This window comes from Streptomyces sp. JLBT605, from assembly GCF_058215555.1.
Window position 1 is genome coordinate 4,119,335 of record NZ_CM177087.1, and the last position, 13,017, is coordinate 4,132,351.

General features: G+C 73.2%; 13 protein-coding genes. 7 read left to right on the forward strand and 6 right to left on the reverse strand.

Going from position 1 to position 13,017, the window contains the following annotated elements; genetic code table 11:
* Positions 1 to 95 precede the first annotated feature (95 nt).
* Together AC4BDD_RS17900 and AC4BDD_RS17905 are read left to right on the forward strand one after the other, a co-directional pair.
* A complete protein-coding gene (locus tag AC4BDD_RS17900) occupies positions 96 to 449 on the forward strand; it encodes a hypothetical protein (protein WP_490686449.1) in 354 nt (117 codons plus the stop codon).
* A 200-nt stretch (positions 450 to 649) separates the two neighbouring features.
* On the forward strand, positions 650 to 1,927 hold the full coding sequence (locus tag AC4BDD_RS17905) for a L,D-transpeptidase (protein ID WP_490686450.1): 1,278 nt from the start codon (positions 650 to 652) through the stop codon (positions 1,925 to 1,927).
* Positions 1,928 to 2,091: 164 nt separating this feature from the next.
* Here the strand turns inward: AC4BDD_RS17905 and AC4BDD_RS17910 are convergent, their stop codons facing one another.
* On the reverse strand, positions 2,092 to 2,703 hold the full coding sequence (locus AC4BDD_RS17910; RefSeq protein ID WP_490686451.1) for an RDD family protein: 612 nt from the start codon (positions 2,701 to 2,703) through the stop codon (positions 2,092 to 2,094).
* A gap of 38 nt (positions 2,704 to 2,741) precedes the next feature.
* On the reverse strand, positions 2,742 to 3,194 hold the full coding sequence (locus AC4BDD_RS17915; protein ID WP_490686452.1) for a YybH family protein: 453 nt from the start codon (positions 3,192 to 3,194) through the stop codon (positions 2,742 to 2,744).
* A gap of 110 nt (positions 3,195 to 3,304) precedes the next feature.
* On the opposite strand from AC4BDD_RS17915, the gene AC4BDD_RS17920 reads away from it, so the two are divergent.
* On the forward strand, positions 3,305 to 3,706 hold the full coding sequence (locus tag AC4BDD_RS17920) for a winged helix-turn-helix transcriptional regulator (RefSeq protein ID WP_490686453.1): 402 nt from the start codon (positions 3,305 to 3,307) through the stop codon (positions 3,704 to 3,706).
* 75 nt (positions 3,707 to 3,781) lie between these two features.
* Positions 3,782 to 5,089: a DUF2786 domain-containing protein gene (locus AC4BDD_RS17925; protein ID WP_490686454.1), complete on the forward strand. Its 1,308-nt coding sequence runs from the start codon at positions 3,782 to 3,784 to the stop codon at positions 5,087 to 5,089.
* Positions 5,090 to 5,155: 66 nt separating this feature from the next.
* Here the strand turns inward: AC4BDD_RS17925 and AC4BDD_RS17930 are convergent, their stop codons facing one another.
* Complete coding sequence (locus tag AC4BDD_RS17930) at positions 5,156 to 5,578, reverse strand: acyl-CoA thioesterase (RefSeq protein WP_490686455.1); 423 nt, start codon at positions 5,576 to 5,578, stop codon at positions 5,156 to 5,158.
* Positions 5,575 to 7,032: a DUF2079 domain-containing protein gene (locus tag AC4BDD_RS17935; protein WP_490686456.1), complete on the reverse strand. Its 1,458-nt coding sequence runs from the start codon at positions 7,030 to 7,032 to the stop codon at positions 5,575 to 5,577. The genes AC4BDD_RS17930 and AC4BDD_RS17935 overlap by 4 nt, the downstream gene beginning before the upstream one ends.
* Positions 7,033 to 7,100: 68 nt before the next feature.
* Between AC4BDD_RS17935 and AC4BDD_RS17940 the strand changes: the two genes are divergently transcribed.
* A complete protein-coding gene (locus AC4BDD_RS17940; protein ID WP_490686457.1) occupies positions 7,101 to 7,877 on the forward strand; it encodes an HNH endonuclease family protein in 777 nt (258 codons plus the stop codon).
* A gap of 86 nt (positions 7,878 to 7,963) precedes the next feature.
* Here AC4BDD_RS17940 and AC4BDD_RS17945 read toward each other — a convergent pair whose 3' ends face one another.
* Both AC4BDD_RS17945 and AC4BDD_RS17950 read right to left on the reverse strand, forming a co-directional pair.
* A complete protein-coding gene (locus AC4BDD_RS17945) occupies positions 7,964 to 8,734 on the reverse strand; it encodes a hypothetical protein (RefSeq protein WP_490686458.1) in 771 nt (256 codons plus the stop codon).
* Positions 8,734 to 9,459: an Rv1352/Rv1906c domain-containing protein gene (locus tag AC4BDD_RS17950; RefSeq protein WP_490686459.1), complete on the reverse strand. Its 726-nt coding sequence runs from the start codon at positions 9,457 to 9,459 to the stop codon at positions 8,734 to 8,736. Before AC4BDD_RS17950 ends, AC4BDD_RS17945 begins: the two co-directional genes overlap by 1 nt.
* A gap of 320 nt (positions 9,460 to 9,779) precedes the next feature.
* On the opposite strand from AC4BDD_RS17950, the gene AC4BDD_RS17955 reads away from it, so the two are divergent.
* Both AC4BDD_RS17955 and AC4BDD_RS17960 read left to right on the forward strand, forming a co-directional pair.
* Positions 9,780 to 12,155 (forward strand): N-6 DNA methylase, encoded by a 2,376-nt coding sequence (locus AC4BDD_RS17955; protein ID WP_490691826.1) that lies wholly within the window; start codon positions 9,780 to 9,782, stop codon positions 12,153 to 12,155.
* Between the two features lie 202 nt (positions 12,156 to 12,357).
* Positions 12,358 to 12,987: a hypothetical protein gene (locus AC4BDD_RS17960; protein WP_490686460.1), complete on the forward strand. Its 630-nt coding sequence runs from the start codon at positions 12,358 to 12,360 to the stop codon at positions 12,985 to 12,987.
* Positions 12,988 to 13,017: the final 30 nt, after the last annotated feature.

Below are 13,017 nucleotides of genomic sequence, written 5' to 3' on the forward strand. Positions count from 1 at the left end.
CTTGAGGCTGCGGCGAATTGGCCCCGTCCGGCGAATCGTAGTGACAACTGCGGGTCGCACGGAAGCGAGGGCGGCCGCGCCTTACGCTCCGTGCCATGAACACAACGGAAACATCACGACATGTACGGCTTCGGGTCGAGCTCGTGCTGGAGGTCACCGATCCCGGGGCGCTGACCGGGGCCGCCCTGGAACACATCGAGGGTGATGACTTCATGCTGGACGAGGAGCGCGGCCACGCCCGGGACGCGGTGCTGGACGACGCGGCGGAGGCGCTGGCCTATCTGGTCGACCCCGTGGACCTGGTCGACGGGGTGCCGGGGATCGAACTGGCGCAGGCGTCGTGGACGAGCGAGGGCACCGCCTTCGATCCCCAGTCGGCGGACTGGCGGCTGGACGACGAGGACGGCGATGGCGGCGAGGAGGACGAGGACGAGGAGACGCGCGTCTGATCGGGCTCGTCCCGGCGCCGGTCGGACCCCGGGCCCAGGAGGGGGTCTCCAGGGGGCTCTGACCGGCGCCTTTGCTAAGTGGTGTTGGGCACAGTTTTACTGAATGTGGAACCGGCCGGGCAGTGACGGCGTTCCTTATGGAGTGCCGGAGCTCTTGTGGGACGAGTGTTCCGGTTCGGGGTTTTTGGGGTCCAGTAGCAATGGAGATACCTGTGATGACGGACGGCAAGCGCCGCAAGGGCATGGTGGCCGTGGCCGCCCTGCTCGGTGGCGTGCTCACCCTTTCCGCGTGCGGCGGGGACGGCGACAAGAAGGACGAGGGCGGCAGCCAGCACGGGAAGTCGCAGTCCCAGGTCGACGAGGCCGCGGCCAAGGACGCGTCGGACGCCAAGATAACGATCTCGCCCAAGAACGGCGTCACCAACGCCGGTATCAACCGTGACGTGAAGGTCAACGTCAGTGGCGGCAAGCTCACCAGCGTGGTGATGACCGCCCCGGCGACCGGCGCCACCATCGCCGGCACCATCTCCCAGGACGGCTCCGGCTGGAAGCCGAGCACTCAGCTTGAGCGCTCCACCCAGTACAAGATCACCGCGATCGCGAAGGACGCCGAGGGCCGCAAGGCCACCGAGAACTCCTCCTTCACCACCGTCTCCCCGTCCAACAGCTTCATCGGCAACTTCACGCCGGAGGACGGCTCGACGGTCGGCGTGGGCATGCCGGTGTCGATCAACTTCGACAAGGCGGTGACCAACAAGAAGGACGTGCAGTCCCACATCACCGTCTCCACCACCAGCGGCCAGCAGGTCGTCGGGCACTGGTTCAGCCCCACCCGCCTGGACTTCCGCCCGCAGGACTACTGGAAGGCCAACTCCACGGTCACCATGAAGCTGAACCTGGACGGTGTCGAGGCGTCCGACGGCGTCACCGGTGTCCAGGACAAGGTCGTCACCTTCAAGATCGGCCACTCGCAGGTCAGCACGGTCGACGTCAAGGCCAAGACCATGAAGGTCGTGCGTGACGGCAAGCCGCTGAAGACCATCAAGATCTCGGCCGGCAGCCCGGCCAACCCGACGTACAACGGCCAGATGGTGATCTCCGAGAAGTTCAAGGAGACCCGGATGAACGGTGCCACCGTCGGCTTCACCGACGGCGACGGCAAGGGCGAGTACGACATCAAGGACGTGCCGCACGCCATGCGCCTGTCCACCTCCGGCACCTTCATCCACGGCAACTACTGGGGCTCCGACGGCATCTTCGGCGCGGTCAACACCAGCCACGGCTGCGTGGGCCTCAACGACGTCAAGGGCGCGGGCGACCCGAACCAGGACGGCGCCTGGTTCTTCGACAACTCGCAGATCGGCGATGTCGTGGTGGTCTCCGGCTCCCCGGACGAGACCATCAAGCCGGACAACGGCCTCAACGGCTGGAACATGAGCTGGGACCAGTGGGTCGCGGGCAGCGCGACCGGCGCCTGACAGCCGGTTCCTGACAGAGCGTGACATCGGGAGCGCGACCCCCCGGAGCCTGACCCTCAGGCGCGAACCGGACCCCAAGGGCAAGCTCCCCTCCCACCACCGCCGGGCGGCGGTCGGCAGCGATGCCGGCCGCCGCCCGGCGGCATGTGCGGGGCGGCGGCGCGTCACCCGGCCTGGCGTGCCCGGCGCAGCTCCCGGCTGCGGACGATCCGCAGCCCGCAGGCGTCGTCGTACGGATCGCCGTCCGCGCCGACCAGGCTCCGCAAGGGCTGCATCGGTATCCAGGTGAGCCCCATCAGCCAGCGCAGCACGCTCTGCCAGAAGCGCGGGCGTCCCGCGTCCGCCTCCCGTACCACCCGGGCGAAGAACAGGAACTTGCCCACCGTGCCCCGGAACAGCACGCTGCCCAGCACATGGTGGGCGAAGGACACCCCGAACACGCAGACGAGCACGGCGAACACCGAGATGTGCGCCTTGCTGGTGGTGATGGTGCCGATCTGCGATACGCCCAGGTCCGTCCCGTCCGGCAGCGCGAGCGCGATCACAGCACCACCGAGCAGGGTGAGGAAACCGTCGACCAGGGCCGCGCACATCCGGCGGAAATCCCCGACCCCGTCCGGCACGAAGCGGGGCGCCGATCCCGGCCGCGGCTGCGGCGGTGCGTACGGAGTCGGCTGCGGGTAGGGACTCGGCTGCGGGTGCGGCGCGGAGGGCTGCTGCTGGTACGGATGCCGGTACTGAGGCTGGTGAGTGTGGGCTGTCTGAGGATCGTTCACGGAGCGCCATCTTGCCCTGCGGCTGTGACAGCCGCTTCTCAGCTTGATCGCCGGCCGGTATCGGAGAGATCGGGGAACTCGGCCGGCGGTGCGGCGCCGAAGGGGTTGTCGATCACATAGCGCCAGTGCCCGTCGGGCCCGCGGCGGGCGACATCGGTGGCGGTGGCCGTGATCTCGACCCGCTCCCCGTCCGGCCCGGTGCCCGCTATCTCCCAGTCGACCACCAGCAGGGCGAGACCGCAGTCGGTGGTGTGCACGCTGCGCGGCCGCACGGTGATCGGCAGCCCCAGCCCGAGGAACTCGGCATTGGCCTCGGCGATCGCCTCCGGGGTGCGGGCGGCCGGGCCGGACGGCGGCACGAACACCGCCCCTGGCTCGTAGAGCTCCTGGACGGCCCGGGCGTCACCGCTGTTGAAACGGGCGGCGAACGCGGCGGGCAAGTCCTCCGCGGCGAGCGGAAGCGCTCCGGAATGGCTGGAATAGGAGGGCATGACGGGCTCCTTGTGAAGAGGTGAAGGGGTTGAGGGGTGACAGCGGCCGGCGCCCCGACGGCCCGGGCCCGGCACCGGCACCGGCACGGACCACGCTAGGAGGCGCGATCGTGGCTCACCCAACGGTTGGCTACGGCAGGGCGGTTGGTGCCGGCCTGCCGGACGACCCCCGCGCGCGGGTGCAAGAGCCCGCCCCCGGCTGCCCGGTCGAGATCACCCTCGGCGTGCTGCGCGGCCGCTGGACCACCCTGGTCGTCCGGGAGCTGCTGCGCGGCGAGCACACCTACAGCGAGCTGGCGGCCGCGCTCCCCGCGCTCTCCGACAAGGTGCTCACCGACCGGCTCAGCCAGCTCACCGAGGCGGGCGTGGTGCGCCGCCACCGCATCCCCGGCTGGCCGCCGACCGTCCGCTACCGGCTCACCCCGAGCGGGCGGGAGCTGGGCCCGGTGCTCCAGGCCCTGTGGGATTGGGGCGCCGCGCATCCCCCGGGCCCCGGCGAGGCGCGGAGCTGACTCCCCGCGGACCGGGCGCCTGCGGGCCGGGCGAGAATGGTCCGGTACAGCAGCGGGGCATGGAGAGAGAGCCGGATGAACGAGCGCGACCGGGACCGGGGCGGGCAGCGGGGCCGCGCCGGGGGCGGCCCGGGGCAGCGCCCCGGGGCGGGCGAGCAGCTCCGGCAGACCGCCGAACTGCTCGAACGTGTCCTCGGCACGGTGCGCTACGCCCCCGACGACGGCCTCGACGACGCCCTGGACGCCGGGGCCTCCGCGCTCACCGCCGCCCCCGCGGGCTGGGAGACCGTCAGCCGCGCGCTGATCGCCGCCGGCCAGGACGCCGTGCGGCGCTGCTGGGACGGCGGCTGGCAGCCGGCCGACCTGGTGCGGATCGTGCGGCGGCAGCGCGGCGCCGACCGGGTCCGGTTCGTCACCGACCTGATCGCCGCCGAGGCGCGCCGCGGCGGCGGGCCCACCGGCGGCGGCCGGGCCGACGAGCGCTGGGCGGCGCAGATCGAGGAGGTTCAGGCGCGGGTCTGGTGGGATGGCGATCAGAGATACCTGGACGCGCTGGCCCGCCAGGAGCGCACCAGCCGCTTCGAGACCGCCTCCTGCGTGCTGGACGCCCTGCGGCTGGTCGGCAGGCTGCCCCGGATCCCGGCCGCCGGGCGGCAGCCGGCGCGCCGGACCGGCGGCGATCCCCGGGCGCTGGGCCGGGTCCGCGCGCTGCTCGCCAAGGCCGAGTCCAGCTCCTTCCCGGCGGAGGCGGAGGCGCTGTCCGCAAAGGCGCAGGAGCTGATGGCGCGGTACAGCATCGACGCGGCGCTGGTGGACGCCGGCGGGCCCGCGGCCGGGGGCGCGGACGGGCCGGGCTCCTGCCGGATCGGGGTCGACGCGCCGTATGAGTCCGCCAAGGCGCTGCTGCTGGACGCGGTGGCCGAGGCGAACCGCTGCCAGGCGGTGTGGTCGAGCGAGCTGGGCTTCTCCACCGTGGTCGGCTTCGAGGCGGATCTGGAGCTGGTCGAGCTGCTCTACACCTCGCTGCTGCTCCAGGCGACCACCGCGATGAGCCGGGCGGCCGACCGGCACCACGCCAGCGGCCGGGCCCGCCGCACCCGGGACTTCCGGGAGTCCTTCCTCATCGCGTACGCGGGCCGGATCCGGGACCGGCTGACCGCGGCCACCCGGCAGGCGACCGACGAGGCGGCCCGGGAGATGGCGGGTGGCGGCGCGCGGCCGGGCGCCCCCGGGGTGCTGCCGGTGCTCGCGGCCCGTGAGGTGGCGGTCGGGGAGGCCGCCGAGCGGATGTTCCCCTCGACCACCGCGCACCGGCTCAAGGGCCGGGACGCCGAGGGCTGGGCGCACGGCACCGCGGCCGCGGACCGGGCCGATCTGGCCTAGGGGGTGTCCGGCGGGGCACGGTCGGAGCCTTGTCAGGCTCTTGCGGGCAGCTCTGCCGCGAGCCGGTCAGAGGCCGAGGACGGACGGGTCGGTGGCGAGCGCCCGCAGGTAGTCGTCCGGGGACTCCACCAGGCGGCGCTCGGTGAGGTCCAGCATGCCGCCGACGCTGACGATCTCGGCGGAGAGGGTGCCGTCGGTCTTGTGGATGGTCTGCTCGATGGTGAAGGTCTTGCCGCTTCGGAAGGCCAGCGCGCAGCTGACGTCGACCTCGTCGCCCGCCCGCAGCTCCCGGAGGTACTTGATGTTGGTCTCCAGGTTGACCGGGCCGACCCCCTTGCTCAGCAGGGCGTCCTGGGTGATGCCCGCCGTCCGGAAGAACTCCCAGCGCGCGTGCTCGGCGTACTGGATGTACACGCTCATGTTGAGGTGGCCCTGCGAGTCGGTCTCGTACCCGCGGACGGCTATCCGCGTGGAGAACGGCTGTGTCACCGTGGTCCCTTCAGTCGGAGGACGTGAACGCCCCCTGCCGTGCCGACGTGGTCGTACACCACGCCGGGGTGGAGCTGGCGGGCGTACTCCGTCATCTGCTCGGCCGTGCGCACCCCGTCCTCCTTCAACGCGATGTACTCCGGCGCGATTCCCTGGCTGCCGCCGACCCAGAACACCCGGCAGCGCTCGGTGAGCCGGCTGATCGGCCCGACATTGGCCTCGACCGAGGCGCCGTCGGGTATCCGGGCCAGCAGCCGGTCGGCGGCGGCCACCGTGCTGGGCTTGCGGTAGGTCTCGGGTTCGGTGAGCCGGTACAGCGGCAGCGAGGCGGTGAGCGCCAGCGCGGCGGCGGCCACGGCGACCGGCAGCTGGCGGGCGTAGCCGCTCAGCCAGGCGCGCGGGCTGTTGCGGGTGCGGCTGATCGCGTCCACCAGGGCCAGGAAGACCACCGGCATCAGCACCGCGCTGTAGTGCCAGTCGGTGCCCCAGTAGTGGTCGTCGTGCGAGACGAAACGCCAGCCGAGGGTGGGCAGGGCCGCCAGCAGCAGCGGTGAACACAACGCCAGCAGGCCGGTGGTGGGCAGCAGCACCCAGGCCAGGGTGCGCAGCGCGGTGTCCAGCGGAATGGTGGCGTCGGTGGCGCCGCCGTCCATCTTGGACCAGTAGTCGTAGGAGCCGCCGTTGTTGAATCCGGGGATGACGATGCCCAGCGCCACGGCGGAGGCGATGACTCCGAAGGCCGTCAGCCCGATGGCGAGGAGCGACAGCCGGGGCTCCCGCCGCCGCCAGCTGCGGATCAGGATGATGGCGCCGATCGCGGCCACGGTCGCTCCCAGGTCCTCCTTGACGAGCACCAGCGGGGCGGCCCACAGCGCGGCGGCGAACCAGCGTTGGACGATGACCGCTTCGAGCGCGAAGGCCAGCAGCGGGACGGCGAAGGCGATCTCGTGGAAGTCGAAGTCGACGGCCCGCTGGACGCCCCAGGACGTTCCGTAGGCGATGCCGATCAGCAGGCCGCGGCCGCGTCCCAGCAGCCGGGCGGCGACCCGGGTGACGGGCACGGCGGAGATCGCGAACAGCGCGGCCTGGGCGACGAGCAGGGTGACCGGGCCGGGGAAGAGCCGGTAGAGGGGGGCGAGCAGCGCGGTGATCGGGCTGAAGTGGTCGCCCAGTATGTTCGCGCCGGGCCCCTTGAGGTCGGCGACCGGGGTCTTCAGGTGCGCGTAGGCGCGTATCGCCTGTTCGAAGATGCCCAGGTCCCAGGACATGTTCTCCATGCGGCGGTGGCGGGTGACCGACAGCGCGGCGAAGACGGTGAACAGGGCCAGGCTCAGCCAGTACGGATCCATCGAGGGCCGGCGCAGTGCGGCGGCCCGGCTCCGGATGCCGGTGGGGACGAAGGAGCCGTCGGGGCGGGCGGTGGGGCCGGGGGGTGCCGCGGCGGCCGTGTCCATCAGGCTCCAGGTCCTTATCGTGTGGTCGTCTGTGCGAAAAGATACGCGAACGGAAAGTGGGCCTGGTCGTGCGGAGAAGGATTCAGCGGCGGGGCCGGTCGCGGGTGGTCGTCCTCGCCACGACGGCCGTGCTGGGTGTGGCCGGGCTCACCGGATGTACCGTCGATCAGCGGGCCGAGGACTCCGGTACCCGGCCCCCGGCGGGGAGTTCGGCCGGGGTCAGTCCGCTGCGGAACCCGGACGGGACCGGGCCGGGGCTGGCGCCGATCACCTCGGATTCCGACCGGGCGGCCGCCCGCGGGATCATCGACCGGGTCCGCACCGCCGGCCGCGGACCCCGGACCGGCTACGAACGGGACGAGTTCGGCTATGCCTGGACGGACCGGGCGGACGGGGTGGCGCTGGCCCGCAACGGCTGCGACACCCGGAATGACCTGTTGGCCCGGGACGGCCGGGACATCCGTTACCGCGCCGGATCGGACTGCGTCGTCATCGCCATGACGCTGGACGATCCGTACACCGGCAAGCGCGTCGAGTGGCGGAAGCGGCGGGCCACCGAGGTGCAGATCGACCATGTGATGCCGCTGTCGTACGACTGGCAGCTGGGCGCGTCGAGGTGGAGCCGGAGCAAGCGCGAGCGGATAGCCAACGACCCGCTGAACCTGCTGCCGGTGGACGGCCGGGCCAACTCCGCCAAGCGCGACTCCGGTCCGGCCTCCTGGCTTCCGCCGAACCGGACGATCCGCTGCTCCTACGCGGTGCGGTTCGCGCAGGTGGCGCTGAAGTACCAGCTGCCGGTGACGGCCCCGGACAAGCGGATGATGCTGCGGCAGTGCGGCGGTTGACCGCAGGTCGCTGACCGAAGGGCGCGGTGGCCGGACGCGGGGGCCGCGCGCCCGGGGCCGGGCGCGCGGGGCGGGGCCGGGATCCGTCAGAGCGCGTCGAGGTCGACGATGTCGCCGGTGGGGGCGGTGGCCTTGACCGGCTTGCCGAAGTCGCTGAAGGCCATGGTGCCGGGCTCGTCGCCGCCGGTGGTGGCGACCTTCAGGAGATAGGGCTTGCCCTCGGCCGCGACGTGGACCGTGGTGGTCTCCTTGCCGTCCCGCTCGGTGAGCGTGATCACCTTCCGGCCGTCGACCGTGGTGATCTCGCCCTTCTCCACCAGGGTGGGGCCGGTCTCCAGCTCGGCGAGCAGCTCCTTGGTGTCGCAGGCCGCGGTGAGGTCCTTGGCATCGGGGCTGGAGGCGGCCGTCTTGGTCCAGCGGTCGCCGATCGCCTCCGCGGCGGCCTCGCCGTCCGCGCCCTGGGACTTCCAGAAGGCGGCGTCGTACTTCACATAGGCGGTGGCGCCGGTCCTGATCAGCCGCATGGTGCCCGCGTCGCCGATGCCCATGGTGCCGGTGCACTCGCCCTTGCTGTCCGAGGCCATGTGGTACCGGACGCGGGTGCCGTCGCTGACGGCGTCCATGTCCACCTTCAGCGAGCCGGCGGACTTGGTGGCCTCGATGGCCTTGTTCAGGATCTCGGGCCCGGAGAGCTTCGCCACCCCGGCGTCCTCGGCGCCGTGGGACGCCCGGGGGGCGGACTTCCCGGCGGCGTCCTTCGCGCCGTCCTTGGCGTCGTCCTTGTCATCGCCGCCGCAGGCCGTGAGAGCGAGGACGGCCGCCGTGCACAGTGCCGCCAGGGGAAGGGTGGAACGCATCACTTGGTCTTCTTCCAGTTGTTGCAGTCGTTGGTCTTGAAGTAGGCGTCGCCGGGGGCGATGGTCACGACGGCGTCGCCGGTGACGTTCTCGTTGGCGATGATCGAGTCCAGGCCGTGCACCGCGTCCTTCTCCCGCTCCCAGTAGCAGCCGGCGTCCTCGGTGTTGCCGGTGGACTTGTAGGTGCCGGGCGCGATGTCGGCGCCGACGCGGAACATGCCGCCCTTGCCGGAGATCTCGGTCTTGGGAGTCCCGGTGGCCTTGGCCGGGACCGCCTCCCAGTCCTCGCAGCTGTCCGACTTGAAGATCTTGTCGGTGGCCTTGATGGTCACGTAAGCGCTGCCGGAGACGTTGTCGTTGGCGAGGATGGAGTCCGTCTCGCCGGTGGAGTCCTTGGCCCGCTCCCAGTAGCAGCCGTCCATGGCGTCGTTGCCGCTGGTCCGGTAGGTGCCGGGCTTGATGTCGGAGCCGACCTGGAAGGTGCCGTCGCCCTCGAAGGCGGCCTTCTTCTCCTCTTTCTTCTTCTGCTCGCCGCCCTTCCCGCCGCTCTCCGCCGGGTCGGAGCCGCTGGACGCCGAGCTCTCCTTGCCGCCGTCCCCGCCGCCGCTCGCCGCGACGCCTCCGATGGCGATGACCGCGACGACCGCGCCGAGGCCGGTGAGGACCTTGTGCCGGGCGAACCAGTTCTTCTGCTGAGGAGCCGGGGCGTGCTGGGAGTGAGACATGAGAGCACCTTTCGGTGGGTTGGGTTCCCTGCGAACCGACGAGTCAATAACAGCATGAGCTGTGAACCGAGTCAACACGGTTCACAGGAGTTCACGGGTTCACGATGTGAAGGGGTCTCCTTCTGCTTCGTGGGTATGCTCGGCAACACAGCAGCCCAGCGGGCATGGGGACGGGAGCCAGTCAGGTGCCGGAGAACGCAGCGGAGAAGCCGACCAAGCCGGCACCGAGGACGACGGTCGCCGCCACCGGCACCGGTACCGGCACGGGCGCGGCCGGGGCCGGGGCCGGGGCCGGGGCCGCTGAGGGTGTCGGCACCGAGGTGACCGCCGCCGGGATCGCCCGCCTCGCCGGGGTCGGCCGCGCCGCCGTCAGCAACTGGCGCCGCCGGCACGCCGACTTCCCCCGGCCCGTCGGCGGCACCGAGACCAGCCCCACCTTCGCCCTCGGCGAGATCGAGGCGTGGCTGCGTGCCCAGGGCAAGCTCGCCGAGGTGCCGCTGCGGGAGAAGGTCTGGCAGCTGCTCGCCGGACACCCGGCCGGGACCGCCACCGGCCTGCGGCACGCCGGTGCCGTGCTGCTGCTCGTCCACCACCGGCCCGCCGCCTGGCAGGAACTCGGCCCCGCCACCGACGCCCAGCTCGCCCGGCTGCTGCCGACCGCGCTCGCCCCGGTCCTCACCGCCCGGCTCGGCGAGCACCATCCGGTGCGCGTGCCGGGCAGCGCCGAACTCCTCGCCGACGCCGCCCTGGTGCGCGGCGCCGCCGAACTCGCCGCGGAGCTGGGCCCCCGGCAGGCGTTCGAGTTCCTGCTGGGCCGTCACCTCGACGCCAACCCGCGGCAGTACACGCTCACCCCGCCGGGCCCCGCCGCGCTGATGGCCGAGCTCGCCGGGGTCACGTCCGCCGGCGACGGCTCAGCTGCCGCGGACGGCGCGGACGCCTCGCGCGGCACGAGCGGGGCAGACGCCTCGCGCGGCGCGGACGCCGCACACGGCCCGAGTGGCGCGGACGTTTCGCGCGACTCCGGCGGCTCCATCGGCGAGGGCCGCGGTATCGGCGGCGACGGCGGCCGCACCGTGCTCGACCCCGCCTCCGGCACCGGCGGACTGCTGCGCGCCGCCACCGCCGCCCGCGCCATCCACGCCCAGGAGGCGGACCCCGAACTCGCCGCGCTCACAGCCCTGCGCCTGGCTCTGGGCTCCGATGCCGCGATCCGGGTCAGCGCCGCCGACAGCCTGCGCGCCGACGCCTTCCCCCGGCTCGCCGCCGACGCCGTGATCTGCCACCCGCCGTTCAACGAGCGCAACTGGGGCCATGACGAACTCGCCTACGACCCGCGCTGGGAGTACGGCTTCCCGGCCCGCACCGAATCCGAGCTGGCCTGGGTGCAGCACGCCCTGGCCCGACTGCGGGACGGCGGCACCGCCGTGCTGCTGATGCCCCCGGCCGCCGCCTCCCGTCGCTCCGGCCGCCGCATCCGGGCCGATCTGCTGCGCCGCGGGGCACTGCGCGCGGTCATCGCACTGCCCGCCGGTGCCGCGCCGCCCTACGGCATCCCGCTCCACCTGTGGGTGTTGCGCCGCCCCGGCGCCGGGCAGCCCGCCGCCCCGCGGCTCCTGCTGGTGGACGCGGCCGAACTCGCCGCTCCCGGCGGCGGCGGCACCGGACGCGACAAGCTCGACTGGCAGTCCGTGCACAGCACCGTGCTGACCGCCTGGCGGAACTTCGACCGGCCGGGGCGGGACCTCGACCGGCCGGAGCCGGCCGCGGACCCGGCCCAGGGCGCGGGCCTCGCGGAGATCCCCGGTGTCTGCCGGGCGCTGCCGGTCATCGAACTCCTCGACGACGACGTCGATCTGGCCCCCGCCCGTCATCTGCCCCGCCCGGCAGCGGGCGGTGGCGTCGCCGAACTCGCCGCGGTGCGCGACCGGCTCACCGCCACCCTGGCCCGTACCGCGGAGCTGACCCCCGGCGCTCCGGTCGCCCCAGGCGGCGGAGGGGCGGCCGAGCCGCGGACCGCCACCAGCGGCCGCTGGCCGATGACCACCGTCGGCGAACTGGCCCGGGCCGGCGCCCTGGTGCTGCGCACCGGCGGCACCGGCATCACGCCCGGCGGCGGTGGCGCGGCGGGCGCCGACGCCCTGCCCGCCCTCCCGGTGCTCACCGAACACGACGTGCTCGCCGGAACCGCTCCCTCCGGCACGCTGCCGCACGGCGGCGGCGCGGGTGGTGGCGCGGGCGGTGGCTCCACCGGGAGCGCGGCCGGGGGCCGGGCCGAGCGGGCCGGGGCGGAGGAGCCGGTGCTGACCGAGCCCGGCGACGTCGTCCTCCCGGTGCTCGGCGGTGGCACGGTCGCCCGGGTCGTCGACGAGACCACCGCGGGCGCGGCGCTGGCCCGCAACCTGTGCCTGCTGCGCCCCGACCCGGCCGCCCTCGACCCGTGGTTCGTGGCCGGATACCTGCGCGGCAGCGCCAACCAGCGGCAGGCCAGCAGCTACGCCTCGACCGCGACGCGACTCGATGTGCGGCGGCTGCAGCTGCCCCGGCTGCCGCTCGCCGACCAGCGGCGGTACGGCGAGCGGTACCGCGCCCTCGCCTCCTTCGAGGAGGCGCTGCGCCTGGCCGGACGGCTCGGCGAGCAGCTGGTCCAGGGTCTCTACGACGGCCTCGCGGACGGCACGGTCACCCCCGGCTGAACGAACGCCGCCGGGCGTCCGGCCGGGAACACCCCCGGACGGCCGGCGGGGCGCACCGGCGGGAGGGCATCGGCGGACGTCCGGCGCGAGGCACCGATGGACGGCCGGCAGTGACGAGCCCCACGTCCGATCCGTACAACCTCGGCCGGGCTCCCCGCGTCGGATATACGCTCAGGCCGACTGTCGCACTTCAGGAGCAGCAATGTATGGCCCCGGCCCTGGCTTCGTGCCGCCGCAGCACCGCCCGCGCTCGCGTACCGCGGTGATCGTCCTGCGCGTGGTCTTCGCCGTCGTGCCGCTGCTGTCCCTGGGGTTCCTCTCCTGGGTGGCGATGCTGCGGCTGGCCATCATGCGCCGGCGCGGGCTGGACTGGGCTCTGTTCTGGGCCGAGCTCGCGGTCGTCGTCGGGTGTCTGGTGACCCTGGAGGACCACTTCGCCGACCACTGGATATCGGACGTCGGCATGGCCACCCTGCTGATCACCGCCGCCGGTGTCACGGCTTACTACCTGGTCGCCGACATCCGCCACCACCGGCCGGCCGCGGCCGGCCCGCCGCTCGGCGCGCCCGTCGGCCCCTACGGGGCGTACGCCCACCCGCAGCCGGCCCCGGCGCCCCCTTCCCTCCACTCCGCGCACGGCTACGGCTACCCGCCGGTCCACCCGCACCCGCAAGCCCAGCCCCAACCCCAGCCGCAGTCCCCGTCGCCGCTGCCTCCGCCGCAGCCGCCGCACCCGCAGCCACAGGCCACCCCCCAGCCGCAGCGCATCAGCCAGGTCCGGGCCGAGCTCGATGAGCTGAGCGACTTCCTCCGCAAGGAGCAGGGTCGTTGAACGGACGCCTGATCGCGGACCGGTACGAGC

Excerpts from the sequence above, each read along its gene's own strand:
- AC4BDD_RS17905 (WP_490686450.1), top strand. The coding sequence starts at position 650 with ATGGAGATACCTGTGATGACGGACGGCAAGCGCCGCAAGGGCATGGTG.
- AC4BDD_RS17900 (WP_490686449.1), top strand. The coding sequence starts at position 96 with ATGAACACAACGGAAACATCACGACATGTACGGCTTCGGGTCGAGCTC.
- AC4BDD_RS17960 (WP_490686460.1), top strand. The coding sequence starts at position 12,358 with ATGTATGGCCCCGGCCCTGGCTTCGTGCCGCCGCAGCACCGCCCGCGC.
- AC4BDD_RS17935 (WP_490686456.1), bottom strand. The coding sequence starts at position 7,032 with ATGGACACGGCCGCCGCGGCACCCCCCGGCCCCACCGCCCGCCCCGAC.
- AC4BDD_RS17945 (WP_490686458.1), bottom strand. The coding sequence starts at position 8,734 with ATGCGTTCCACCCTTCCCCTGGCGGCACTGTGCACGGCGGCCGTCCTC.
- AC4BDD_RS17950 (WP_490686459.1), bottom strand. The coding sequence starts at position 9,459 with ATGTCTCACTCCCAGCACGCCCCGGCTCCTCAGCAGAAGAACTGGTTC.
- AC4BDD_RS17925 (WP_490686454.1), top strand. The coding sequence starts at position 3,782 with ATGAACGAGCGCGACCGGGACCGGGGCGGGCAGCGGGGCCGCGCCGGG.
- AC4BDD_RS17915 (WP_490686452.1), bottom strand. The coding sequence starts at position 3,194 with ATGCCCTCCTATTCCAGCCATTCCGGAGCGCTTCCGCTCGCCGCGGAG.